This is a genomic window from Pseudomonas sp. ASL3, from assembly GCF_056680425.1.
In genome coordinates, this window is sequence record NZ_CM155281.1 from 4,805,001 (window position 1) to 4,827,570 (window position 22,570).

General features: G+C 58.7%; 24 protein-coding genes (1 of these 24 running past the window's edge). 14 read left to right on the forward strand and 10 right to left on the reverse strand.

The window, feature by feature from the left end; all coding sequences use genetic code 11:
* On the reverse strand, positions 1–668 hold the start of the coding sequence (locus AC1MEE_RS22225; RefSeq protein ID WP_480411688.1) for a CoA-acylating methylmalonate-semialdehyde dehydrogenase. It extends 826 nt beyond the left edge of the window; 668 of the gene's 1,494 nt are visible here — the first part of the coding sequence; it begins with the start codon at positions 666–668; the stop codon falls past the left edge of the window.
* A gap of 67 nt (positions 669–735) precedes the next feature.
* On the reverse strand, positions 736–2,082 hold the full coding sequence (gene aptA / locus AC1MEE_RS22230) for an omega-aminotransferase AptA (protein WP_480411689.1): 1,347 nt from the start codon (positions 2,080–2,082) through the stop codon (positions 736–738).
* 126 nt (positions 2,083–2,208) lie between these two features.
* On the opposite strand from aptA, the gene AC1MEE_RS22235 reads away from it, so the two are divergent.
* From AC1MEE_RS22235 to AC1MEE_RS22250, 4 genes are all read left to right on the forward strand, one after another.
* Positions 2,209–3,129 carry a LysR family transcriptional regulator gene (locus tag AC1MEE_RS22235; protein ID WP_480411690.1) on the forward strand — a complete coding sequence of 307 codons (921 nt, stop codon included), beginning with the start codon at positions 2,209–2,211 and terminating at the stop codon, positions 3,127–3,129.
* 103 nt (positions 3,130–3,232) lie between these two features.
* A complete protein-coding gene (locus AC1MEE_RS22240; protein WP_480416302.1) occupies positions 3,233–3,898 on the forward strand; it encodes a TetR/AcrR family transcriptional regulator in 666 nt (221 codons plus the stop codon).
* 53 nt (positions 3,899–3,951) lie between these two features.
* The gene (locus tag AC1MEE_RS22245) at positions 3,952–4,545 is read left to right on the forward strand and encodes an IMPACT family protein (RefSeq protein WP_480411691.1); all 594 of its coding nucleotides are present in this window, start codon (positions 3,952–3,954) and stop codon (positions 4,543–4,545) included.
* Between the two features lie 592 nt (positions 4,546–5,137).
* Positions 5,138–5,824, forward strand: coding sequence for an SDR family oxidoreductase (locus tag AC1MEE_RS22250; RefSeq protein WP_480411692.1), 687 nt, complete (start codon positions 5,138–5,140; stop codon positions 5,822–5,824).
* Positions 5,825–5,898: 74 nt separating this feature from the next.
* Here AC1MEE_RS22250 and AC1MEE_RS22255 read toward each other — a convergent pair whose 3' ends face one another.
* The gene (locus tag AC1MEE_RS22255; RefSeq protein WP_480411693.1) at positions 5,899–6,987 is read right to left on the reverse strand and encodes a calcium:cation antiporter; all 1,089 of its coding nucleotides are present in this window, start codon (positions 6,985–6,987) and stop codon (positions 5,899–5,901) included.
* 96 nt (positions 6,988–7,083) lie between these two features.
* Here AC1MEE_RS22255 and AC1MEE_RS22260 point away from each other — a divergent pair, with 96 nt between their 5' ends.
* Positions 7,084–8,037 (forward strand): adenosine deaminase, encoded by a 954-nt coding sequence (locus AC1MEE_RS22260; RefSeq protein ID WP_480411694.1) that lies wholly within the window; start codon positions 7,084–7,086, stop codon positions 8,035–8,037.
* A gap of 51 nt (positions 8,038–8,088) precedes the next feature.
* Here the strand turns inward: AC1MEE_RS22260 and AC1MEE_RS22265 are convergent, their stop codons facing one another.
* Together AC1MEE_RS22265 and AC1MEE_RS22270 are read right to left on the reverse strand one after the other, a co-directional pair.
* Entirely contained in the window at positions 8,089–8,790 is a 702-nt protein-coding gene (locus tag AC1MEE_RS22265) for an ArsR/SmtB family transcription factor (protein ID WP_480411695.1), read from the reverse strand.
* A gap of 611 nt (positions 8,791–9,401) precedes the next feature.
* Positions 9,402–10,319, reverse strand: a complete 918-nt coding sequence (locus AC1MEE_RS22270; protein WP_480411696.1) for a LysR family transcriptional regulator — start codon at positions 10,317–10,319, stop codon at positions 9,402–9,404.
* A 124-nt stretch (positions 10,320–10,443) separates the two neighbouring features.
* On the opposite strand from AC1MEE_RS22270, the gene AC1MEE_RS22275 reads away from it, so the two are divergent.
* Positions 10,444–11,457 carry a zinc-binding alcohol dehydrogenase family protein gene (locus AC1MEE_RS22275; RefSeq protein WP_480411697.1) on the forward strand — a complete coding sequence of 338 codons (1,014 nt, stop codon included), beginning with the start codon at positions 10,444–10,446 and terminating at the stop codon, positions 11,455–11,457.
* 124 nt (positions 11,458–11,581) lie between these two features.
* The gene (locus AC1MEE_RS22280; RefSeq protein ID WP_480411698.1) at positions 11,582–11,761 is read left to right on the forward strand and encodes a hypothetical protein; all 180 of its coding nucleotides are present in this window, start codon (positions 11,582–11,584) and stop codon (positions 11,759–11,761) included.
* A 29-nt stretch (positions 11,762–11,790) separates the two neighbouring features.
* Here AC1MEE_RS22280 and AC1MEE_RS22285 read toward each other — a convergent pair whose 3' ends face one another.
* Together AC1MEE_RS22285 and AC1MEE_RS22290 are read right to left on the reverse strand one after the other, a co-directional pair.
* Positions 11,791–12,996 carry a multidrug effflux MFS transporter gene (locus AC1MEE_RS22285; protein WP_480411699.1) on the reverse strand — a complete coding sequence of 402 codons (1,206 nt, stop codon included), beginning with the start codon at positions 12,994–12,996 and terminating at the stop codon, positions 11,791–11,793.
* A gap of 131 nt (positions 12,997–13,127) precedes the next feature.
* Positions 13,128–13,325, reverse strand: a complete 198-nt coding sequence (locus AC1MEE_RS22290; RefSeq protein WP_480411700.1) for a heavy-metal-associated domain-containing protein — start codon at positions 13,323–13,325, stop codon at positions 13,128–13,130.
* A 145-nt stretch (positions 13,326–13,470) separates the two neighbouring features.
* Between AC1MEE_RS22290 and AC1MEE_RS22295 the strand changes: the two genes are divergently transcribed.
* Together AC1MEE_RS22295 and cueR are read left to right on the forward strand one after the other, a co-directional pair.
* Positions 13,471–13,854, forward strand: a complete 384-nt coding sequence (locus AC1MEE_RS22295) for a hypothetical protein (RefSeq protein WP_480411701.1) — start codon at positions 13,471–13,473, stop codon at positions 13,852–13,854.
* Between the two features lie 25 nt (positions 13,855–13,879).
* Positions 13,880–14,281, forward strand: coding sequence for a Cu(I)-responsive transcriptional regulator (gene cueR / locus AC1MEE_RS22300; RefSeq protein WP_480411702.1), 402 nt, complete (start codon positions 13,880–13,882; stop codon positions 14,279–14,281).
* Positions 14,282–14,703: 422 nt separating this feature from the next.
* Here cueR and AC1MEE_RS22305 read toward each other — a convergent pair whose 3' ends face one another.
* A complete protein-coding gene (locus tag AC1MEE_RS22305; RefSeq protein ID WP_480411703.1) occupies positions 14,704–15,600 on the reverse strand; it encodes a PA4780 family RIO1-like protein kinase in 897 nt (298 codons plus the stop codon).
* A 176-nt stretch (positions 15,601–15,776) separates the two neighbouring features.
* On the reverse strand, positions 15,777–16,568 hold the full coding sequence (locus tag AC1MEE_RS22310; protein WP_480411704.1) for an AraC family transcriptional regulator: 792 nt from the start codon (positions 16,566–16,568) through the stop codon (positions 15,777–15,779).
* A gap of 116 nt (positions 16,569–16,684) precedes the next feature.
* Here AC1MEE_RS22310 and AC1MEE_RS22315 point away from each other — a divergent pair, with 116 nt between their 5' ends.
* On the forward strand, positions 16,685–17,707 hold the full coding sequence (locus AC1MEE_RS22315) for a bile acid:sodium symporter family protein (protein ID WP_480411705.1): 1,023 nt from the start codon (positions 16,685–16,687) through the stop codon (positions 17,705–17,707).
* 3 nt (positions 17,708–17,710) lie between these two features.
* On the opposite strand, the gene AC1MEE_RS22320 is transcribed toward AC1MEE_RS22315, so the two are convergent.
* Complete coding sequence (locus tag AC1MEE_RS22320) at positions 17,711–18,988, reverse strand: acetyl-CoA C-acetyltransferase (protein WP_480411706.1); 1,278 nt, start codon at positions 18,986–18,988, stop codon at positions 17,711–17,713.
* A gap of 142 nt (positions 18,989–19,130) precedes the next feature.
* On the opposite strand from AC1MEE_RS22320, the gene AC1MEE_RS22325 reads away from it, so the two are divergent.
* The 4 genes from AC1MEE_RS22325 to AC1MEE_RS22340 all read left to right on the forward strand — a co-directional run bounded on the left by AC1MEE_RS22325 (position 19,131) and on the right by AC1MEE_RS22340 (position 22,555).
* A complete protein-coding gene (locus AC1MEE_RS22325) occupies positions 19,131–20,498 on the forward strand; it encodes a 3-oxoacyl-ACP reductase (protein ID WP_480411707.1) in 1,368 nt (455 codons plus the stop codon).
* 44 nt (positions 20,499–20,542) lie between these two features.
* A complete protein-coding gene (locus AC1MEE_RS22330; RefSeq protein ID WP_480411708.1) occupies positions 20,543–21,397 on the forward strand; it encodes a MaoC family dehydratase in 855 nt (284 codons plus the stop codon).
* 106 nt (positions 21,398–21,503) lie between these two features.
* On the forward strand, positions 21,504–21,809 hold the full coding sequence (locus AC1MEE_RS22335; protein ID WP_480411709.1) for a nucleotide pyrophosphohydrolase: 306 nt from the start codon (positions 21,504–21,506) through the stop codon (positions 21,807–21,809).
* A complete protein-coding gene (locus tag AC1MEE_RS22340) occupies positions 21,806–22,555 on the forward strand; it encodes a methyltransferase domain-containing protein (RefSeq protein WP_480411710.1) in 750 nt (249 codons plus the stop codon). Before AC1MEE_RS22335 ends, AC1MEE_RS22340 begins: the two co-directional genes overlap by 4 nt.
* Positions 22,556–22,570 lie beyond the last annotated feature (15 nt).

Consider the following 22,570-nt stretch of genomic DNA (forward strand, 5'->3'; position numbering starts at 1 on the left):
ACAAAACTCAAGGCTTTGACTTCCGGCGCCTCGATCAACGCATCCACTGCTGTCTTGTCACCATGAACGACGTTAAGCACGCCCTTTGGCAGCCCTGCTTCATGCAGCAATTGAGCGATCAGCAACGTTGAGCTTGGATCACGCTCGGACGGTTTGAGGATGAAGCAGTTACCGCAAGCGATCGCCAGCGGATACATCCACAGCGGAACCATGGCCGGGAAGTTGAACGGCGTGATACCCGCGACCACACCCAGAGGCTGGAAGTCTGACCAGGCATCGATGTTCGGCCCGACATTGCGGCTGTACTCACCCTTGAGAATTTCCGGGGCAGCACTGGCGTATTCGACATTCTCGATACCGCGTTTCAATTCGCCCGCAGCATCTTCCAGGGTTTTGCCATGTTCTTCGCTGATCAACTGTGCGATACGCGCTTCGTTCTGCTCCAGCAGTTGCTTGAAACGGAACATCACTTGGGCACGCTTGGCCGGAGGCGTGTTGCGCCAGGCCGGGAACGCGGCCTTGGCTGCATCGATTGCGTGCTGCATGGTTTCACGGCTGGCCAATGGGACTTTACGAATAGCCTGACCGGTCGATGGATTGAACACATCGGCAGTACGACCCGTGTCGGTCACGAACTCGCCGTTGATCAGGTGTTGAATGTTGCTCATGGCATGACTCCAAAAAATTGCGGACAAGCGCGATCCGGGCCGCGCCTGCTGTTTAGTCTGATAGCGATCAGTCGACCTGATTCAGCGCTTCGCCCACCGCGTCGAACAAGCGATCGAGATCCTGCGGCTTGCTGTTGAAGGTTGGCCCGAACTGCAGGGTGTCGCCGCCAAAGCGCACATAGAAACCCGCTTTCCAGAGTTTCATCCCGGCTTCGTAAGGACGCACGATGGCGTCGCCATCACGGGGAGCGATCTGGATTGCGCCGGCCAGGCCGTAGTTACGGATATCCACGACGTTTTTTGCGCCTTTGATGCCATGCAATGCGCTTTCGAAATGCGGCGAAACCTCGGCGGCTTGCTGAACCAGATTCTCCCGCTGCAACAAGTCCAGTGCAGCAAGACCGGCAGCACAGGCGACCGGGTGCGCCGAGTAGGTGTAGCCGTGTGGAAACTCGACGGCATACTCCGGCGTCGGCTGGTTCATGAACGTCTGATAAATCTCGCTGCTGGCAATCACTGCGCCCATCGGGATCGCGCCATTGGTGATTTGCTTGGCGATGCACATCAGGTCCGGCGTCACGCCGAAGCTGTCGGCACCGAACATCGAGCCGGTGCGACCAAAGCCGGTGATGACTTCGTCGAAAATCAGCAGGATGTTGTGTTGATCGCAAATCTCGCGCAGGCGTTTCAGATAACCCTGCGGTGGCACCAGTACGCCGCCCGAGCCAGCCAGGGGCTCGACAATCACCGCCGCGATATTGGAGGCGTCGTGCAACTCGATCAGCTTGAGCATTTCATCGGCCAGCGCGATACCACCCAGCTCAGGCACGCCGCGCGAATACGCATTGCTGGCCAACAAGGTGTGCGGCAGATGATCGGCATCCATCAGTTGGCCGAACATTTTGCGGTTGCCGTTGACCCCGCCCAGGCTGGTACCCGCAATGTTGACGCCGTGATAACCACGGGCACGGCCAATCATTTTGGTCTTGGTGGCCTGGCCCTTCAGGCGCCAGTAAGCGCGCACCATTTTCACTGCCGTGTCCGCGCATTCAGAACCAGAGTCGGTATAGAAGACGTGATTCAGATTGCCCGGCGTCAGCTCGGTGATTTTCTCGGCCAGCTGGAAGGACAAGGGATGACCGTACTGAAACGCCGGCGAGTAATCGAGAATGCCCAACTGCCGTGATACCGCTTCCTGAATTTCCTTGCGCGTATGCCCCGCGCCGCAGGTCCATAACCCAGACAAGGAGTCATAAATCTTGCGGCCCTTATCATCGGTCAGGTAGCTGCCCTGTGCCGCGACGATCAGCCGAGGATCACGCTGGAAGCTACGGTTTGCGGTATACGGCATCCAATGAGCATCGAGCTTCAGTTGGCTGGCCAGAGAACTTTCGGCGGAATCTGGAAGTGTCATGGATGCAAATACCTCGCGGGGCGATGGGGCAGCGTATTAAGCCGTTGTTGTTGCAGCTAAGTTGCCACGGCGATAAAGTCTGTAAAACCCGACATTTCTAATCTTCAGTTAGCCGATTACTAAACTATGAGCAGCCGTCGACCCGATCCATTGGCCCAAGTCAGCGATTTTGATATTCGTTTGTTGCGCATTTTTCGAAGCGTAGTCGAGTCCGGCGGCTTCTCGGCCGCCGAAAGCGCGCTGGGCATCGGCCGTTCGGCGATCAGTCAGCAGATGAGCGATCTTGAGCAGCGCCTGGGCTTGCGCCTGTGTCAGCGTGGACGCGCCGGTTTTTCCCTGACCGAAGAAGGCCGTGAGGTGTATCAGTCGGCCTTACAGCTGATCAGTGCGCTGGAAAGCTTTCGCACCGAGGTCAACGGTCTGCACCAGCACTTGCGCGGCGAACTGAATATCGGCCTCACCGACAACCTCGTCACCCTGCCCCACATGCACATTACTCATGCATTGGCCCAACTGAAGGAGCGCGGGCCGGACGTGCATATCCAGATCCGCATGATCGCGCCCAGTGAAGTGGAACAAGGGGTGCTCGACGGACGTTTGCACGTCGGCGTGGTGCCGCAAGCCAGCGCTTTGTCCGGGCTGGAATATCAGCCGTTGTACAGCGAACGCTCACTGCTTTATTGCGCCGTTGGCCATCCGCTCTTCTATATGGACGATGCCGCACTGGACGACGCGCGCCTGGACACTCAAGACGCCATCGCGCCGACCTTTCGATTGCCTGCCGATATCCAGGCGCATTACCAGGCGCTCAATTGCACGGCCAGCGCATCGGATCGCGAAGGCATGGCCTTTTTGATTCTTACCGGGCGCTATATCGGCTATCTGCCGGATCACTACGCCAGCCTGTGGGTTCAGCAAGGCCGACTGCGATCACTGAAACCGACGAAGCGCTTTTACGACCTGAGTCTGGCCTCGGTCACTCGCAAGGGGCGACGCCCTCATCTGGTGCTGGAAAGTTTTCTTGAAAGCCTGGCAGCAACACGCTGAGACAAGCCCTCGACCACTAATTTGCACCGCAAGCTCTTGTCTGATCGTCGCGGGTGCGTTATCTGTTCACAGGTTGCAGCCCATGACCCGTTCGGAACCGCCCATGACCGTTGAAGTTCCAGCGCACAGCCCCCAAGCCGTCGCTAAACCTGCCAGCCGCATTCGCCAGAAAAACCAAGAGGCGATCATCAAAGCCGCTGAAGACGAGTTCGCCCGTCACGGCTTCAAAGGCACCAGCATGAACACCATCGCGCAGAATGCCGGGCTGCCCAAAGCCAATCTGCATTACTACTTCACCAACAAACTCGGGCTGTACATCGCGGTGCTGAGCAACATCCTCGACCTGTGGGACAGCACCTTCAACGCGCTGAGCGTCGACGATGATCCTGCCCAGGCGCTGAGCCATTACATTCGCGCCAAGATGGAATTCTCCCGACGTCAGCCGCAAGCCTCGCGAATCTTCGCCATGGAAATCATCAGCGGTGGCGAATGCCTGAATGAGCATTTCAGTCAGGACTACCGCGCCTGGTTTCAAAGCCGGGCCGCGGTGTTTCAAACCTGGATCGACGCCGGGAAAATGGACCCGGTCGACCCGGTGCATTTGATCTTTCTGCTCTGGGGCAGCACCCAGCATTACGCCGACTTCGCCACCCAGATCTGTCGGGTCACCGGGCGTACGCGCTTGACCAAACAGGATATGGAAGCCGCCAGCGACAACCTGATCCGCATCATCCTCAAAGGCTGTGGACTGACGCCTCCGGTGGCTTGATCGGTCAGTCACCAGAAGCAGTGCCTCACGCCGTCGATAGCTGGAACCTACACATGCCTTTTACCCTTGTCGGCCCTTGCGAATACCGTGAAGAGATTCGCAAAAGCCGCTTTATTACCCTCGCCGCACCGATCACCAGCGCCGCCGACGCCCAGGCGTTCATCGAGCAGCACAGCGATCTGAATGCCACGCACAATTGCTGGGCGTGGAAACTGGCGGGTCAATATCGCAGCAGCGACGATGGCGAACCCGGCGGCACGGCAGGTCGACCGATTCTGGCGGCAATCGAAGCGCAGGACTGTGATCAGGTCGTGGTGTTGGTGATCCGCTGGTACGGCGGCATCCAATTGGGCACAGGCGGCCTCGCTCGCGCTTATGGGGGTGGCGCCAATAAATGTTTGCAACAGGCCGAGCGCTTGCCATTGATCCATCGGGTGCAACTGAGCTGTGCGTGCAGCTTCAGCGAACTGGCGTTGGTCAAAGTGCGCCTGGCCGAGCTGAACGGTCTGCTGCAGAACGAAACCTTCACCGCCAACGGCGTGGAACTGCAGATCTCGCTCGGGCCGGAGCACATCGACATTCTGCAGCGACAACTGGCGGATCTGAGTCGCGGGCGCATCCTCTTGCAGCGACTGTCGGACAACTGAATCAGCGCTCCGCCCCTCCGCGTCTAATTGCCCACATCTACTGTGCACCCGGCTGTGGATAACCTGAGCACATACCCCTGCAAGCCTTGCAGCGTATGGCGTTGCGACGACTGGTCGTTTTTTGCCCAATTCACCCCCTGCTGAAATAAAACCACCTTAAAACAGGGTGTTAGCCTCACTTATCGCAGTTGGATCCATCCCCGTCGCTGCTTATTCCCGTACTTTTGGCTTGCGCACAATAACTGTGGAACAACCTGTGGATAACCCGTGCAAGGCTGTCGCAGGCGTAGAGGGATCATGGGGTGCGCTCAGCTGTTCATTTTTTGCTCAATTACTGCGAATGGATGAACAGGTATTTCATCCAGGACGGGCGAGCCCGGCAAATCCCACTAAAGGTGCCCGCAGGCTAAAGTCTGGAGTACGCTCCGGGGTCAAGCACCTTCAGGACTTGGATAGCGCAACTGCTGCAGGACAAGCTGAGCCTTGAGTTGCAACAACGGCTGGGCCAGAGTTGTCCACTGAGTCCCTGAGGCAGCTATTTCCTCGGAATCACTTTCTTTGAAGCACTTTTTTTGAACAAGGAGTTCGATCCATGCCACATACCAAAACCGCGTTGATCATCGGTGCTTCCCGGGGCCTTGGCCTCGGCCTGGTGCAGCGCCTGTCCGAACAAGGCTGGCACGTGACCGCCACAGTGCGTGACCCGCACCAGGCCGGTGGCCCACAGACCATCCCTGAGGTGCAAATTGAGACACTGGATATCAATGACCTGCAATCCCTGGATGCCTTCACCGAGAAGGTGAAAGGACAGGTGTTCGATCTGTTGTTCATCAATGCCGGGGTCAGCGGGCCGAAGCACCAGAGCGCAGCGCAAGCCACCACCGAAGAGCTCGGTCAGTTATTCCTGACCAACGCCATTGCGCCTATTCGTCTGGCTGATCGGATGATCCAGCAGATTCGCCCGGACACCGGCATTCTGGCGTTCATGAGTTCGGTGCTGGGCAGCGTCGCGTGCCCCGAAGGCAACGACATGGCGTTGTACAAGGCCAGCAAGGCCGCGCTGAACTCCATGACCAACACCTTCGTCACAGAACTGGCCGAACCGAGGCCGACAGTGCTGTCCCTGCATCCGGGCTGGGTGAAAACCGACATGGGTGGCGAAGGCGCTGATATCGATGTGCAAACCAGCACTCAAGGTCTGGTGGAGCAGATCGATGCTTTTGCCGGCAAGGGTGGGCACCATTTCGTCAACTATCGGGGCGAGACCATTCCCTGGTAAGCCTCTTCGCCTGATAGACCGTCATCGCGGGCACGTTGCCCGCGATCGACCGCGCAGCGGTCGCAATGAGTCGCTTACAGCCCGAGCAACGATAGCATAATGAAGGTCGCGAACAGCACAAAGTGAGTCATGCCTTCGATGGCGTTGGTTTGGCCATCGTTGAGGTTGATCGCGCTGACCAGCAAGGTGATAAAAACCATCACCGTCTGTATCGGAGTCATCGCCATCTGGAACGGCTGACCGCTGTACAACGCCATTGCTTCCATGATCGGAACCGTCAGGATCACCGTCGACAACGACGCGCCCATCGCGATATTGACCACCGATTGCATGCGGTTGGCCAAGGCTGCGCGCAAGGCGGTCAGGATTTCCGGTGCAGCGGAAATCGCTGCCACCAGAATCGCCGTCATCACCGGCGGCGCGCCCGTGCCTTCCAGGCCCAGGTCGACGGTTTTAGACATCACCTCAGCCAGCGCACCAATCACCACCACGCCGAAAACCAGGGTGCCGATAGATCGCGTCAGGCTGATCGGCTGCTCTTCTTCAGCAGGTTTAATCTTGCGTTTCTTTTCCGGATAGCTGTAGCTGAAAAAGTAACTGTGCGGCCCGACCTGCATCCGTAGAAACAAGGTGTACAACACCACCATCGCGCCAATAGTGAACGCCGAATAAACCTTCCAGTCACCTTCGGGAATGAACTCGGGTACCACCATGGAAACGCCCATCGCAGTAAGGATCATTACGCTGTAAATGCGCGCCGAATCATCGTTGTAGGACTGCTCACCGTGCTTGAGCCCACCCATCAGCGCCGCCAGACCCAGGATACCGTTGATATCGAGCATCACCGCCGAATAGATGGTATCGCGCACCAGCGTTGGCGAAGGTTCGTTGCCCATCATGATTGCCAGGATCACCACTTCGACCAACACCGCCGACAACGTCAGGATCATCGTGCCATAGGGATCGCCAACCTTATGTGCCAATAGCTCGGCATGATGGGCCACGCGCATCGACGCGCTGACAATCGCCACCACCAGTGCAATCCCCCCCGCCAGCGCGACACCCTGACCGTGAGTCAGCAACCAGTGTTCGACGGGGAACGCGACAATCGCCGCGAGGAGCGCCAACAGCAGAAATTTTTCTTCTTTCAAATAAGTCAGCATTGGAAGCCTTGGGTCAAAAGTGTCTGACAGGGGACGGAACGTGTGGAATACAGACTGCTGTAGAATGCCAACATCTGCACCTGATGAGAAAAGCATATGTACGAATGGCTCAACGCACTGCCCAAGGCAGAACTGCACCTGCACCTGGAAGGCTCGCTGGAGCCCGAATTGCTCTTTGCGCTGGCCGATCGCAACAAGATCGCCCTGCCCTGGGCCGATGTCGAAACGCTGCGCAAGGCCTATGCCTTCAACAATTTGCAGGAGTTTCTCGATCTGTACTACCGCGGTGCCGATGTGCTGCGCACCGAGCAGGATTTTTACGACCTGACCTGGGCTTACCTGCAACGCTGCAAGGCGCAGAACGTCATTCATACCGAGCCCTTCTTCGATCCGCAGACCCACACTGATCGGGGCATCGCCTTTGAAGTGGTACTCAACGGCATCGCCAGTGCGCTCAAGGACGGCCAGGAAAAGCTCGGTATCAGCAGCGGCCTTATTCTCAGCTTCCTGCGCCATTTGAGCGAAGAAGAGGCCGAGAAAACCCTCGATCAGGCACTGCCATTTCGCGATGCTTTCATCGCCGTCGGTCTCGACAGCTCAGAGATGGGCCATCCACCGAGCAAGTTCCAGCGCGTGTTCGACCGCGCGCGCAACGAAGGCTTTTTGACTGTCGCCCATGCTGGCGAAGAAGGCCCGCCCGAGTACATCTGGCAGGCTCTGGACCTGTTGAAGATTCAGCGTATTGATCACGGTGTCCGCGCCATCGAAGATGAGCGGCTGATGCAGCGAATCATCGACGAACAGATCCCGCTGACGGTTTGCCCACTGTCCAACACCAAGCTCCGCGTCTTCGACGACATGGCTCAACACAACATTCTCGACATGCTCGAGCGTGGTGTGAAAGTCACCGTCAACTCTGACGATCCGGCGTATTTCGGTGGTTATGTGACCGAGAACTTCCACGCGCTGCATACCCATCTCGGTATGACCCAGGATCAGGCCAAGCGACTGGCGCAGAACAGCCTGGATGCGCGATTGGTCAAACCTTGATGGGACGTTGATCGTTCCCCCTTGAACGAGGGAACGACCCACTGTGCGGCGTCAGGCAGCCGAGGCTATTTTGCTGATCTCGCGCTGCCCGTTGGACGAGACCTGCAAGGCGGTGGACTCTTCCATGGTGCGCAGCCAGCCCAGCTGAATGAACAATTGCAGCAGGCCTGCACCTAATGCTCCACCCAGGTGTGGCTTGCGTTCACTCCAGTCTGGACAGGCGCACACAGTCTGGCGCTTTCGATGGGCCAGCGCCGGGACATAAATCCCGCGCTCGGCAAATTGAGCAACACCTTTACTGGTGACTTCGATGCGCTGCTCCTGCTGCTCGATCCAGCCCGCCTCCAACAATCGTTGATACAGCTCGGCCGCCAGCTCTCCGCCCAGATGGTCGTAACAGATCCGGGCACGACGCAGTGGCAAGGGAGGCGTGAGTGGGACGGGTTGTGACACACTTCGGCTGATGTGGTCGGTGCTGACCAGCGAAGCATTGGCCAACGCCTCGACCGCCGCACCCACTTCCGGCGCGGCCAGCCTGAAGAAACGCTTCCTGCCGCGCGCCTCCTGCTTCAATAGCCCCCCGGTAGCCAGTCGCGCCAGATGCGCACCTGCCGAAGAAGTCGAAAGGCCAGCCAGCAAGGCCAGCTCGTCTGCGGGGCGGGCGGTACCATCCATCAACGCCCAAATCATTGCACTGCGCTTGGGGTCAGCCAATAGCGTGGCTATCTGGCTAATGCAAGGTGCATATTCCATGTATTCACTCCCTGTTGAAACATTCGTCTATCGCACTGACATAGTGAACAGCAAATTGGATCCAGCCAAGACGCTAAGCCGCCAAAACCAGGGCTGTATTTCACCTCTACGCCCAGAACGCCCTCTCGCAGCCCTTACATGCTGCAACCATTTCTGCCTCAGACACGCTCACATCTGCATCGATAGCGCCTGCCTGATAGCGTCCTACACATCAGACGTGCTTGACGACTTATACGGACTCGGCCGCTGGCGCCAAGTATAAGCCCAGTGCCCTGTTACGAAATGGGATTAAAACCGGGACGCGGGAATCGCCGGCACGCTACAGCCAAAGTCAGGCATCACGTTAACAACGGAAAAATCCTTGTGATTTACTCGCCTGCCGTGAAAGCGGCTCTGGCCGGACACTTACCGTCAGTCGCACAAAATCCGAGCGCCTATAGCAAGGGAAATGCCTACGAAAAAAACACACAAAACAGGCAAGAAAATACGACCTCTAAATGGCTTTATTCGCGCCTGAAGCTGCTGGTAACCGTTTTTTTTGTAGAACTTTTGCGTGCGGGATGTCAGCCAATTCCTTCACATATGTAAGCCACCGCAACCTGAACCTGACGTCACTGGCTGACAGGCGTTCGCGGTGCTAACTCAGAACATCGCAACCTGAGCATCTCGCGCAATAAATTGACTGGTTTACTCAGTTGCGCACGGTGCGCACAGAGCAAGTTGAGCGGCGCCAACTCCCCCTGCAATTGCGGCATCAATAGTTTCAAGCGCCCGGCATGCACATCAGCCGCAACATCCAGCCAGGATTTATAGGCGACTCCGACACCCGCTACCGCCCACAGGCGTACAACGTCGGCATCGTCGCTAAAACGATCCCCGCGCACAGTCAGACTCATTTCACGCTTGCCGTCATGGAAGCGCCAATGGTCATGCACTCGATTGCCGAGCATGAACAGCAGGCAGTTGTGCTGCGCCAATTGCTCCACGTGCTGCGGCTCGCCATGGCTGGCCAGATAAGAAGGCGCAGCACACAATACGCGGCGGTTGTCCGGGGCGATGGGCAAGGCGATCAGGCTGGAGTCTTCCGGCTCGCCATAGCGCAGGGCTATATCTACCGGCTGGCGAAACAAATCGGCAATTCGGTCGCCCAGCAGCAGGCGTACGGTGAGCTGCGGATGTTGACGCTGAAATTCGTCGAGCCAGGGTAGTAATACATTACGACCAAAATCCGAGGGCGCCGACAGTTGCAGAACGCCACTGACTTGATCCTGGCTGCTGGCCAGCAAACGCTGGCCCTCCTCCAGACTGCTCAGGGCCGCGCGGGCATATTCGAGGAAACCTTCACCTTCGGCCGTCAAACGCAAACTGCGGGTCGAGCGTGCCAGCAACCGCGCGCCCAGTTGTTGCTCGATACGTTTGAGCGCAGCGCTGGCAACCGCCGCCGACATATCCATGACCCGCGCAGCAGCGGAAAGACTGCCCAGATCCGCGGCCTGGACAAATAATTGAAGGTCATTAAAGCGCAGCATCATTTACTCGGATTATCAAAAATAAATTGAAAGAGCCTGCCGTTTTAGCGGGTTTTATCTTTAAGAGAAATAGCCAATCATTCCTCCATCACATTGATTCAGGCTTATCTCTCAGGAGCACCCCGTGAAAGCTATCGCCTACTACCAGTCCCTACCCATCAGCGATCCCTTGTCATTGCAGGACATCGAACTGGCTGCGCCCGTTGCAGGCCCCCGTGATCTGCTGGTGGAAGTCAAAGCCATCTCCGTCAACCCGGTCGATACCAAAGTTCGCCAGAACGTTCAGCCGGAAGGCGGCGACGCCAAAGTGTTGGGTTGGGACGTGGCCGGCATCGTCAAAGCGGTCGGCAGCGAAGTCACGCTGTTTCAGCCGGGCGACAAGGTGTTTTACGCCGGCTCCATCGCCCGTGCCGGAGCCAACAGCGAACTGCACGTAGTCGATGAGCGGATCGTCGGGCACATGCCAAAATCCCTGAGCTTCGCCCATGCCGCAGCCTTGCCACTGACCGCGATCACGGCCTGGGAGCTGCTGTTCGAACGCCTGCAAATTGCCGAAGGCGCCGCTGACAAAGGGCAAAGCCTGATGATCGTCGGTGCCGCCGGCGGCGTGGGCTCGATGCTCACTCAACTGGCCCGTCAGTTGACCGGCCTGACCGTCATCGGCACGGCCTCACGACCTGAAACCGAAACGTGGGTCCGTGAACTGGGGGCGCATCAGGTGCTCGACCACAGCAAGCCGCTCAGCGAAGAACTGACCCGTGCTGGCCTGCCACATGTCACTCACGTCGCTAGCCTGACTCAGACTGATCAGCATCTGGATCAACTGGTCGAAGCACTGGCGCCACAAGGTCGTCTGGCATTGATCGATGACCCCAAATCCCTCGACATAAGCAAGCTCAAACGCAAGAGCCTGTCGCTGCATTGGGAGTTCATGTACACCCGGTCGTTGTTCGAAACCGACGACATGATCGAGCAGCACACACTGCTCAACCGCGTCGCAGCGCTGATCGATGCCGGCACTTTGAGAACCACCTTTGGTGAGCACTTCGGCACCATCAACGCCGCCAACCTGCGTCGCGCTCACGCGCTGCTGGAGAGCGGCAAGGCCAAAGGCAAGATCGTGCTCGAAGGCTTCTGATCGACCCCTGTTCAGCTCCTGTTTAAAAAAACAGCACCGTCAGTCAGGGCGCTTGATCTGAATCATTACGGGCGGTGACTCCAGGACTACAATTGCAATCTTTGCCAACCGGAGGAAGTCAGCAATGAAAGTCCTGGTACGTGAGTTAGCAAAATCTCAAGGGAGTGAGTGGCAGGTCCGTCTGGATCAGCATGTCGTGAACTTCCGCAGTGAGGCCGAGGCGCGCGCCTTCGTCAACACGCTTGAATCCCGGCTTCGGGCTCCACACCAACTCCCCGGCTATCGCCAGCAGGCCACTGGCTGAGCCAAGCCGCTCCTCCACCCCCAGCAGCTTCAGATATGGGCCGTTTGGGCCGCGAGTGCATCGCGCGTCCGTTGCAAACGGCGGGTCAGCAGTGCTGCGCCCACAGCGAAAACCCCGCACAAACTGATCACCATTGCCATCGGTATGGCGCTGCCATCGTGTAGAACACCCACCAGCGCCGCCGCGCCTGCAGCGACACTGAATTGCAGACATCCGAGTAAAGCCGACGCGCTGCCGGCCCTTGCCCATTGGCCGCTCATGGCACACGCCGAGGCGTTGGGAATGATGCAGCCCAGGCTGGCGATGCAGATGAACAGAGGGATCAACAACGGCCAGAGCGCCTGGGTGTGCAGCCCGGCAATCCCGAGTATGACCAAGGCCGCCGCCAGATAAACCCAGACCGCGCGCGACAACAGAAACGCCGGCCCGAATTTGCCTAACATCCGCGCATTGACCTGTGCTACCAGAATGAAACCCGCTGCGTTAGTCCCGAACAGCCAACCATAATGCTCCGGCGGTACGCCATACAGCTTGATGAAGACGAATGGCGAGCCGGCGATGTAGGCGAACATACCGGCGATGGCGATGCCGCCGGTCAAGGCATGGCCAAGAAAGACCGGATCAGCCAACAACCGCCGATATTGTCCCAACGCGCCGGCCAATGGATGGCGTGGATGGCCAGCCGGCATGCTTTCTGGCAGACCCAGTGCTACCGCCAGCGAGCACAAGGCGCTGAAGACGGTCAGCACCAGGAAGATCGACTGCCAGCCATACAGGTTGACCAACAAGCCGCCGAGCATCGGCGCAAGAATCGGCGCCAGCCCCATCACCAACATCAATTGCGAGAAGACTTTCGCCGACTCCACGGCATTGCACTTATCACTGACGATGGCCCGCGACAGCACCATCCCGGCGCAACCACCCAGCGCCTGAATGAAGCGCGCGGCAATCAGCCAGTCGAGATTGGGCGCAAAGGCACACGCCAGCGATGACAGGGTGAAGAGCCCGACGCCGACCAGCAGCGGGGTGCGTCGACCAAAGCGATCCGCGATCGGGCCGTACGCCAATTGACCGATGGACAAGCCCAGAAAATAAGACGCCAGGGTCAGCTGCACATGCTTTTCGTCAGTAGCGAAAGCCAAGGCCATCGCCGGAAAACCGGGCAGATAAAAATCGATGGCCAGCGGCCCAAAAGCGCTCAAAGCGCCAAGAATCAGGATTGTTCTCAGGTTCATCAGGCATCCAAAACTATAGTCAGCGCGACACGCTAGTCTAACCGTCCTGAATCCTCAGAGCGTCCTGATGGGGAAATTACTTCAAAGTTTTTCAGTGGGCTGGTGCAGACCACAGTGGATCTGCGCAACTCTTAAACCACTTGCACCGCATACCCTTCGGCGTTGATCAAGCTGGCAACGACCTCGGCCGCGAGTGTACTTTTCACCCGTACTTCACCACTGGCCAGATCGACCTGCACGTCAGCGACCGGATCACTGCTGTGCACCGCTTGAGTGATTGCACGGACGCAGTGGCCACACGACATACCCTGAACATTGAATCGCTGCATGTTGTTGCTCCTCGGTAAGGTTGTAGGCATGTTCAACCTTTCCATTGTGGCAAGGTCAAGCGTCTGTTTTTTCTGCCGGGCTGGTATTCGTCACACGGCTCGGCCAAGCTGCGTCATCAACGTATTAAAAGCAGGAGTATCAGCAATGCGCTGGTCAGCATTGAGTCTATTCAGCATTCTCGGCCTGTTGGTGTCAGCACCCTGGGCCCAGGCTGACTCGCAGGATTACAGCGTATTGATCATCTCTCGGGAGCGGCTGGAAGTGGCCACTTCATGCGAGATTGGTCTGTACATTCAGGATCAGTTGGTTGGGCGCCTGTTCCAGGAAGAGTCCACGTCCTTCAACCTGGCGCCAGGCAAGACCACTGTGCGTCTTCGCCTCCTGCCAGGCCAAGTGCCGGGGTGCCAGCCGGGGATGGATGTACCACGTGCGATGGCCATCGAACTGAGGGCCGGCGAAGTCCGCAAATACCAGATCGCCACCGGGCCCCACGGCATGTACTTGAAACAGATGGCACTGGAATATTGAACAAGCCACTGAACAAGGGAGCCAGATGAATATCGGTCAAGCTGCCAGACACAGTGGTCTGAGCGCCAAGATGATTCGCTATTACGAGTCCATCGGCCTGCTCAAGGCCGCGCACCGCAGTGATAGCGGCTATCGCCTGTATGGGCAGGATGATCTGCATACCCTGGCGTTCATCAAGCGTTCGCGGGATCTGGGCTTCTCGTTGGAAGAGGTCGCCAGGCTGCTGACCCTGTGGCAAGACCGCGGGCGTGCAAGCGCCGATGTGAAGGCCCTGGCGCGCGAACATATCAGCGTGTTGAATCAGAAGATCAGTGAACTGGCCAGTCTGCGCGACACCCTGCAGGAGTTGGTCGAACACTGCCACGGCGATCACCGCCCGGACTGCCCGATCCTCAAGGATCTGGCGTCGGGTGGGTGTTGCGACTGATGGCGCCAGGGCAAATACAATGTCCATGTAGGAGCTGCCGAAGGCTGCGATAGGCCGGGGTCGCGCTCGACCGGAACGACCTTCAAATACCGCCACCAATACGACCGTTTCGCAGCCTTTGGCAGCTCTTATCAAACAATGCATAACCAGCTGAAATAAAAGATTATTTTGTAGGAGCGCGCTTGCCCGCGATCGGCTGCGAAGCAGTCGCAAAATCAGCGAACTCGATTCTGGCAATAGAACTGTGCTCAGCATTTTCGGGACCGCTTCGCGGTCCATCGCGGGCAAGCGCGCTCCTACAATTGACCGAGTTTGCTGCGCGACAGCGCGGCGTCGAAGACGGGGCGACATCTCCTACAGTGACCGGTATTTTGTCTGCCCCAATAAAAATCCGGCCTGAGCCGGATTTTTTGTTTAGCGGATCACTGCTGCATCCAGGGCGGAGGCGGCTCTTCGGCTTTGCTCGGTGGCGCATCGTCAGCGGCGCGGGCCGCCTGACGGCGATCCTCGTCCAGACGGGCCGCTTCGATTTCCCGCAGAACCCCACCGACATCGGCCAGGTCTTCAGGCTCATCGAAATCGCCGGTCAGCAGGCTGGCCGGGTGCAAGGTGCCGGCTTCATAAAGCGCCCACATCTCTTTCGCGTACCGAGTATCCCTCAATTCCGGGGCAAAGCGCCCAAAATAGGAAGCCATGTTGCCGACGTCGCGCTCCAACATGCTGAACGCATGGTTGTTGCCCGCCGCGTCTACCGCTTGCGGCAGATCGATGATCACCGGTCCGTCCGGGGTCAACAGCACGTTGAACTCGGACAAGTCGCCGTGCACCAAACCGGTACACAGCATCAACACGATCTGACTGATCAGGAACGCGTGATGCTCGCGCGCCTGGTCCGCGTCCATTACCACATCGTTCAAACGTGGTGCCGCATCGCCGTACTCGTCGGCCACCAGCTCCATCAGCAGTACGCCTTCGAGGAAGTCATACGGCTTGGGCACGCGCACACCGGCGCTGGCCAGACGGAACAGCGCCGCCACTTCGGCATTCTGCCAGGCGTCTTCTGTCTCTTTGCGACCGAACTTCGAACCCTTGGCCATCGCTCGGGCCTGCCGGCTATTGCGAACCTTGCGACCCTCCTGATACTCCGCGGCCTGCCGGAAACTACGTTTATTCGCCTCCTTGTAAACCTTGGCACACCGCAGCTCTTCGCCACAGCGCACCACATAAACAGCTGCCTCTTTACCACTCATGAGTGGGCGCAGCACCTCGTCGACCAGACCGTCCTCGATCAGGGGTTCAATGCGTTTTGGAGTCTTCATCAGCTTTTATTGTGGGTCCTTCGTTGCCAAACACGCGATTGTTGCTCGTTATACGGCAATCCTCTCACAGCGAGTAGTGGATGCCGACCTTTGACCGTCACAGATTTACGAAAGGCTTCAATTATTTAGCAGCTTCCATGCCGGGCATGCGCACAGCCAACCACCATAAAACAAGGTCACTGTTTGAACAACTCTCCCGGCGTAAACCCGAACAATCCTTTGAAGGCGGCGATAAAAGCCGAGGTCGAGTCGTAACCACAAGACAGTGCAGTGTTGGTCACGCTGTCGCCCTCTTCCAGGGCACTGAGCGACGACAGCAGCCGCGCGCGCTGACGCCAGCCACGGAAACTCAAACCGGTTTCACGCTGGAACAGACGCATCAAGGTCTTTTCCGAAGTGCCCAGGCGCTCGGCCCAGTCATGCAGGGTGATCAACTGGCCGGGGCTTTCGATCAATTCGTTGCACAACCCAAGCAGTCGCGGATGACGCGGCAACGGCAGCGAGAACCCTACCTCTGGCAAATCCTCCAACTGATCGAGCAGCACCTGGACCAGCCTCGCCTCGCTGCTGTCACCCTGTGGATAACTCGAAGGCAGCAGGCAAAAACTCTTGATCAACTCACGGGCCAGCGGCGTGACCTCCAGAACCCGGCATCGCTCCGGCGCCCAGCTGCAGTCTTCTTTGCGCACATACAGGCTACGCATTTCGGCGCGCATCGAGGTGACCACATCATGCTCTAGCCCGGCCGGAATCCACACGCCCCATTGCGGCGGCGCGAAAAAACTACCCTCTGCGGTATGCACGCCCAGTACGCCACTGATCGCATAAGAAAACTGTACCCAGTCGTGACGATGAGGCGGCGTCCAGGAACCCGCGCTCAGACTTTCGGCGCGGGCATAAACCGGACGCGGCAGAGCATCCAGCACAGGAATCTGGCGTTCGGTACCTCGTTGTCCGTTAGTCGGCATCGATTGGCCTTATGTCGCAAGACGGCATCAGAGCGCCTACGTTAACCTGCGGTCATACTTTTTTACAAAACTCTTACTTATAACGCTTACCTACATAGAATCAGGCCCAACCTTTTATGCACGCACTCAAGCACCTCAAACGCGTTGTCACGGACTGGTTCCTCTGCGGAATGCTGATCGCCACCCTGCTGGCGTATTTTTTCCCCGGTTTCGGCAGCGCCGGTGGCGGGATGCACGCAGGGTGGGTGATCAATATCGGTGTGTTTCTGGTGTTCTTCCTGCACGGCGTCAACCTGTCCAGCGAGCAAATCAGTCACGGCCTGAAGAACTGGCGCCTGCACATCATGGTGCAGGGCTTCACCTTCGTGGCGTTCCCGCTGATCTGGCTGCTCTGCAACCAGCTGTTCGGCTCGCACATACCCGCTCTGTTGATGCTCGGTTTCCTATACCTGTGCGCCCTGCCCTCGACCATTTCTTCTTCAGTCGCACTGACCGGCAGCGCCAGCGGCAACGTTCCGGCAGCCATCCTCAATGCCAGCATGTCCAGTGTGTTCGGGATATTCATGACGCCGTGGCTGGTTAGCCTGGTGGTCGGCACGGGTGCCGGCGGTATCGATCTGGGTTCAACCTTGCTCGACCTGTGCGGGATGCTCCTGTTGCCACTGGTGTTGGGGCAACTGGTGCGACCGTTCCTCGGCAAGTTTTTCGCCCGGCACAAGCGCTACACCAACGTCGCCGATAAGGTGGTCATCCTGTTGCTGGTCTATGCCGCGTTCTGCAACTCGATGGTGTCCGGCATGTGGCAACAACAAGGCGACACGGTGATTCTCAGCGCCTTCATCGGCAGTGGGCTGTTGCTGGCGGCGATTCTGTTCATGACCACACGCACAGCGCGCGCCTTGCACTTCAATCACGCCGATGAAGTGGCAGCGGTATTTTGTGCGAGCAAAAAATCCCTGGCCGCAGGCGCACCGATGGCTGCGCTGATCTTCGGCACCAACCCCGGTCTGGGCCTGATTCTGCTGCCGATCATGATTTATCACCCGATGCAGTTGATCGTCTGTTCGGTGATGGCTGAGAGCTACGCCGCCCGCAACCGCCTGCAAAAAACCCAGGCCAGCGCGGCGCGGGTCGCCTGATCGTTATCTTTCGATAATCGCCGTCACCCCCTGCCCGCCCGCCGCGCAGATGGAGATCAGCCCGCGCCCTTGCCCCGCCACCTCCAGCAACTTGGCCAGATTGGCAACGATGCGGGCGCCGGTTGCGGCAAAGGGATGACCGGCCGCCAACGAGCTGCCTTTGACATTGAGCTTGCTGCGATCAATTGAACCCAACGCCCCGTCAAGGCCCAGGCGGGTTTTGCAGTAGTCAGCGTCCTCCCAGGCCTTGAGCGTACACAGCACTTGTGCAGCAAAGGCTTCGTGGATTTCGTAGTAGTCGAAATCCTGCAAGCTCAGGTTGTTGCGCGCCAGCAAGCGTGGAACCGCGTAAACAGGGGCCATCAGCAAACCTTCGGCACCGTTGACGAAATCCACTGCCGCCGCTTCGCCATCACGCAAATAAGCCAATACCGGCAAGCCGCGCTCTTTGGCCCATGCTTCGCTGGCCAACAGCAGCAACGAAGCGCCGTCGGTCAGGGGCGTGGAATTGCCTGCGGTCAGCGTGCCTTTCGCGCTGCGCTCGAATGCTGGCTTGAGACTGGAGAGTTTGGCCAGGGTCAGGTCCGGGCGCAGGTTCTGATCGCGGATCAAGCCCAGATAGGGCGTGAGCAGGTTGTCCTGCCAGCCTTCGGCATACGCGGCCGCCATCTTCAGATGGCTTTCCAACGCCAATTCGTCCTGTGCTTCGCGGGAAATGTTCCACGTCTGCGCCATCAGCTCGCAATGCTGCCCCATGGACAGGCCGGTGCGCGGCTCGCCGTTACGCGGCAATTCAGGTTTCAGGTTGTGCGGGCGCAGCTTTAAGAGGGCCTTGAGCTTCTCCGCACCGGTTTTGCTGCGATTGACCTGCAACAGAATGTGGCGTAAGTCTTCGTTAACCCCGATTGGCGCATCAGACGTGGTGTCCACGCCGCCTGCAATACCACATTCGATCTGCCCCAGAGCGATTTTGTTGGCCACCAGCAGCGCCGCTTCCAGCCCTGTGCCGCAGGCCTGTTGAACGTCGTAGGCTGGCGTCTGTGGTGACAACCGCGAGCCCAGCACGCACTCGCGGGTCAGGTTGAAGTCCCGAGAATGCTTGAGCACCGCACCCGCCACCACTTCGCCCATGCGCAAGCCATGCAGGCTGAACCGCTCGATCAGCCCTTCCAGCGCGGCGGTCAGCATCTCCTGATTGCTCGCCGTGGCGTAGGCGCCGTTGGAACGGGCGAAAGGGATGCGATTGCCGCCGACAATGGCGACCCGACGTGGCTGATTCATAAAAACTCCCTTGTTTGTTAAGCGAACTCTTTGTTGAGCGAAGCATGCAAACCGGTAGAGAACAGCGTAGGTCGGATTGCAACGAACGCCGCTAAGCTCTAGTGGTCAACTGCTTTGAACCCCTGCTCAAGGAGAGCGTTCCATGTCCTCAGATCGCTATATCGACTTCGCCAACTCAGATATCGGGCGGCGCCTGATTGGAGCCGTTGGCCTGCCGGCGCCGGTCCGTCTGGAACGCTGGCAAGCCGGGCGGCTGCGCCCCATCGAAGGCACGCTATTGATCAGTGCCGGGCCGCTGGCTGACCACGTGAGGATTTTTGCCGAGCGTCTTACCGATTCGCTGTACAGCTTTGGCAGCGATCAACCGGGCGCGACCGCCTGGGTCGCCGAGCAAGGGCCCAAGCTCAAGGCCGTGCTGTACGACGCCAGCACCCTTGTCCACACTGACCAACTCAAGCAATTGCGCGAATTTTTCCAGCCGATTTTGAGAAGCTTCGATCAAAGCGCCCATGTGTTGATCCTCGGTCGAGCGCCTGCCTCCCTGAGTGATCCGCTGGCCGCCAGCACCCAACAGGCCATAGAAGGCTTCAGCCGCTCCCTCGCCAAGGAAATGCGCAACGGCGGCACCGTGCAATTGCTGCACGTCGATGAGGGCGCGGAAGATCAACTGGAAGGCGCGCTACGGTTTTTCCTGTCGCCGAAGAGCGCCTACATCTCCGGGCAGGTCTTGCGCCTGAGCCCATGCGCGACCCATGTACAGGACTGGAGCCGCCCGCTGACCGGGCTCAGGGCGTTGATTACCGGTGCGGCGCGCGGGATTGGCGCCTCGATTGCCGAAACCCTGGCCCGCGACGGCGCCGAAGTGGTGCTACTGGACGTACCGCAGTCCAAGGCCGATCTCGAAGCGCTGGCTGCGCGTCTGGGTGGGCAAAGTCTGGCGCTGGATATCTGCGCGGCCGACGCTGCGGCCCAGTTGATCGAGGGCTTGGGCGCACACCACGGCAGCGGCATCGATATCGTCGTGCACAACGCCGGTATCACCCGCGATAAAACCCTGGCCAATATGACCGCCGAATTCTGGGACGCGGTGCTCGGCGTCAACCTCAACGCTCCGCAAGTGCTGACTAAAGCCCTGCTCGACAGCGGCACCCTGCGCGACAACGGGCGCGTGATTCTGCTGGCCTCCATCAGTGGTATCGCCGGCAATCGCGGGCAGGCCAACTACGCCGCCAGCAAAGCCGGATTGATCGGATTGGCCCAAGCCTGGGCACCGTTGTTGCATGAACGTGGCATCAGCATCAACGCCGTGGCGCCGGGCTTCATCGAAACCAAAATGACCGCCGAGATGCCCTTCGCCTTGCGTGAGGCCGGGCGACGCATGAGTTCACTGGGCCAGGGTGGTTTGCCACAAGACGTCGCAGAAGCCGTGGCCTGGCTGAGTCAGCCAGGTACGGGGGCAGTCAGCGGGCAGGTTCTGCGAGTGTGTGGGCAGAGCGTTATTGGCGCCTGACCTTTTGTTGCATGCCCTTTATTGCAAGAGCAGGGAGATGAGCAATGGCCTCACAGTGGAGCTATCTGAATACACCGCCCGCCTTACCGGGTTTGTTCATGCAGGCCGCGTTGCGGCGCAAGGTCACTGGCGCCGAACTGCCCAATCAAGGTTTGCGCTGTTGGGTGTCGGTCAACCCCAAGCGATTGGAAACCTATCGCAACGTTTGCGGGTTCACTAACAGCAGCCTGCTGCCGCCGACTTACCCCCATGTACTGGCGTTCGCCCTGCAAATGCAGTTGATGACAGCCAAGGATTTCCCTTTCCCGCTACTGGGTCTGATTCACCTCGGCAATCGCATCAGCACCTTGCGCCCGCTGGGTGGCGTGGGTCAGGTGCGAATAAGCGTTCATCTCGCGAACCTGCAACCTCACGCCAAAGGCGCGACCTTCAGCCTGATCACTCAAGTCGAAGACGTACTCGGTCCGCTGTGGGAAGAGGACAGCACCATGCTCTGTCGCGGCGTGCAGTTGCCTGGCGTGCCGACCGGCGATTTCGAGCCCGCGCCGTTGCTGCTCAGCGAAGTGGTGCGCTGGCAGGCGCCCGCCGATATCGGTCGGCAATACGCCAAAGTCTCTGGCGACTACAACCCGATTCACCTGAGTGCCGCCAGCGCCAAAATGTTCGGCTTCCCCCAGGCCATCGCCCATGGTCTGTGGCTCAAGGCGCGGACCCTTGCGGCCCTGGCTGATCACCTGCCAGCATCGAACATCGAGATCGACGTGCAATTCCAGAAACCGGTGCGCCTGCCCAGCGAGGTTGTGCTATCCGCCAGCCCCGCCGGCTCCAGTGGGCAGCTGCGGCTTACCGGCGCGAATGACATGGTGCATATGATCGGGAGTTGGCAACCGGTGACATAAGAACTTCCGGGCTATACACAGCCCCTACAAATTGAATTACGACGGGCTCTCGACACTTGCTTCCCGCCCTCATCCCCTTGAAGCTATGCGTCTTCAGGAGAGCCCCATGAACCTCGACGAACTTACCCAACGCCTGCACCAGATCCGCGACCAGAATGACTGGCGCCAATTCCACAGCCCGAAAAACCTGGCAATGGCCGCCAGCGTGGAGATGGCCGAGTTGGTGGAAATCTTCCAATGGCTCAGCGAAGAGCAGTCACGGCAACTGCCGGCGGAGCAGCTGGAACATGCGGGTCAGGAAGTGGGCGATATCGTCCTGTATCTGCTGCTGATGTGCAGCGAATTGGGGTTGGATATGGAACAGGTGGTGCGCAATAAACTGGCCGACAGCGAACGGCGGTTCAGCAAATGAGCGACCGTCATTTCGATCAGTTGGCGACCCGGTTCGCCGAAAAAATCTATGGTGGTGCCAAAGGTGCCATCCGCCTGGCCGTTTTGCAGGCCGACCTCAGCGAAATACTGCCTGACCGGCCCTTGCGCGTGCTGGATATCGGCGCAGGGTTGGGGCATATGTCGTTGTGGCTGGCCGAACGCGGTCATCTGGTGACGCTTGCCGAACCGGCCGAGCCGATGCTTGAAGGCGCACGCCAGCGCTTCGCCGAAGCCGGCCAAAGCGCGACCTTCATTCAGGCGCCCTGGCAGGAGCTGCTCGGCCAGCTCACCGAACCCTACGATCTGGTGCTGTGCCACGCCGTGCTGGAATGGCTGGCCGATCCCCATGCGATCCTGCCGGTGTTGCATCAGTTGACTAAGCAAGATGGCTGGCTGTCGCTGGCGTTTTATAACCGCGATGCATTGATCTATCGCAATCTGCTCAAAGGCCATTTCCGCAAGATGCGCAAGAATGACATGGCCGGTGAAAAGCAGAGCCTGACCCCACAACAACCGCTTGATCCGCGCGAATTGGCGGTGCAACTTGAAGGTCTGTGGCGAGTCGAAACCCAGAGTGGCGTAAGGGTTTTTCACGACTACATGCCGGTGGAGTTTCAAGCCAGGGTCGCACTCGCGGACTTGCTGGAAATGGAACTGGCCCATCGTCGCCACCCTGGTTTTGCTGGCGTGGGACGTTATCTGCACTGGATGTGCCGGCCACTTTGAGTCGCTCATCGCCAA

Excerpts from the sequence above, each read along its gene's own strand:
- aptA (WP_480411689.1), bottom strand. The coding sequence starts at position 2,082 with ATGACACTTCCAGATTCCGCCGAAAGTTCTCTGGCCAGCCAACTGAAG.
- AC1MEE_RS22235 (WP_480411690.1), top strand. The coding sequence starts at position 2,209 with ATGAGCAGCCGTCGACCCGATCCATTGGCCCAAGTCAGCGATTTTGAT.
- AC1MEE_RS22240 (WP_480416302.1), top strand. The coding sequence starts at position 3,233 with ATGACCGTTGAAGTTCCAGCGCACAGCCCCCAAGCCGTCGCTAAACCT.
- AC1MEE_RS22245 (WP_480411691.1), top strand. The coding sequence starts at position 3,952 with ATGCCTTTTACCCTTGTCGGCCCTTGCGAATACCGTGAAGAGATTCGC.
- AC1MEE_RS22250 (WP_480411692.1), top strand. The coding sequence starts at position 5,138 with ATGCCACATACCAAAACCGCGTTGATCATCGGTGCTTCCCGGGGCCTT.
- AC1MEE_RS22255 (WP_480411693.1), bottom strand. The coding sequence starts at position 6,987 with ATGCTGACTTATTTGAAAGAAGAAAAATTTCTGCTGTTGGCGCTCCTC.
- AC1MEE_RS22260 (WP_480411694.1), top strand. The coding sequence starts at position 7,084 with ATGTACGAATGGCTCAACGCACTGCCCAAGGCAGAACTGCACCTGCAC.
- AC1MEE_RS22265 (WP_480411695.1), bottom strand. The coding sequence starts at position 8,790 with ATGGAATATGCACCTTGCATTAGCCAGATAGCCACGCTATTGGCTGAC.
- AC1MEE_RS22270 (WP_480411696.1), bottom strand. The coding sequence starts at position 10,319 with ATGCTGCGCTTTAATGACCTTCAATTATTTGTCCAGGCCGCGGATCTG.
- AC1MEE_RS22280 (WP_480411698.1), top strand. The coding sequence starts at position 11,582 with ATGAAAGTCCTGGTACGTGAGTTAGCAAAATCTCAAGGGAGTGAGTGG.
- AC1MEE_RS22285 (WP_480411699.1), bottom strand. The coding sequence starts at position 12,996 with ATGAACCTGAGAACAATCCTGATTCTTGGCGCTTTGAGCGCTTTTGGG.
- AC1MEE_RS22290 (WP_480411700.1), bottom strand. The coding sequence starts at position 13,325 with ATGCAGCGATTCAATGTTCAGGGTATGTCGTGTGGCCACTGCGTCCGT.
- AC1MEE_RS22295 (WP_480411701.1), top strand. The coding sequence starts at position 13,471 with ATGCGCTGGTCAGCATTGAGTCTATTCAGCATTCTCGGCCTGTTGGTG.
- cueR (WP_480411702.1), top strand. The coding sequence starts at position 13,880 with ATGAATATCGGTCAAGCTGCCAGACACAGTGGTCTGAGCGCCAAGATG.
- AC1MEE_RS22305 (WP_480411703.1), bottom strand. The coding sequence starts at position 15,600 with ATGAAGACTCCAAAACGCATTGAACCCCTGATCGAGGACGGTCTGGTC.
- AC1MEE_RS22310 (WP_480411704.1), bottom strand. The coding sequence starts at position 16,568 with ATGCCGACTAACGGACAACGAGGTACCGAACGCCAGATTCCTGTGCTG.
- AC1MEE_RS22315 (WP_480411705.1), top strand. The coding sequence starts at position 16,685 with ATGCACGCACTCAAGCACCTCAAACGCGTTGTCACGGACTGGTTCCTC.
- AC1MEE_RS22320 (WP_480411706.1), bottom strand. The coding sequence starts at position 18,988 with ATGAATCAGCCACGTCGGGTCGCCATTGTCGGCGGCAATCGCATCCCT.
- AC1MEE_RS22325 (WP_480411707.1), top strand. The coding sequence starts at position 19,131 with ATGTCCTCAGATCGCTATATCGACTTCGCCAACTCAGATATCGGGCGG.
- AC1MEE_RS22330 (WP_480411708.1), top strand. The coding sequence starts at position 20,543 with ATGGCCTCACAGTGGAGCTATCTGAATACACCGCCCGCCTTACCGGGT.
- AC1MEE_RS22335 (WP_480411709.1), top strand. The coding sequence starts at position 21,504 with ATGAACCTCGACGAACTTACCCAACGCCTGCACCAGATCCGCGACCAG.
- AC1MEE_RS22340 (WP_480411710.1), top strand. The coding sequence starts at position 21,806 with ATGAGCGACCGTCATTTCGATCAGTTGGCGACCCGGTTCGCCGAAAAA.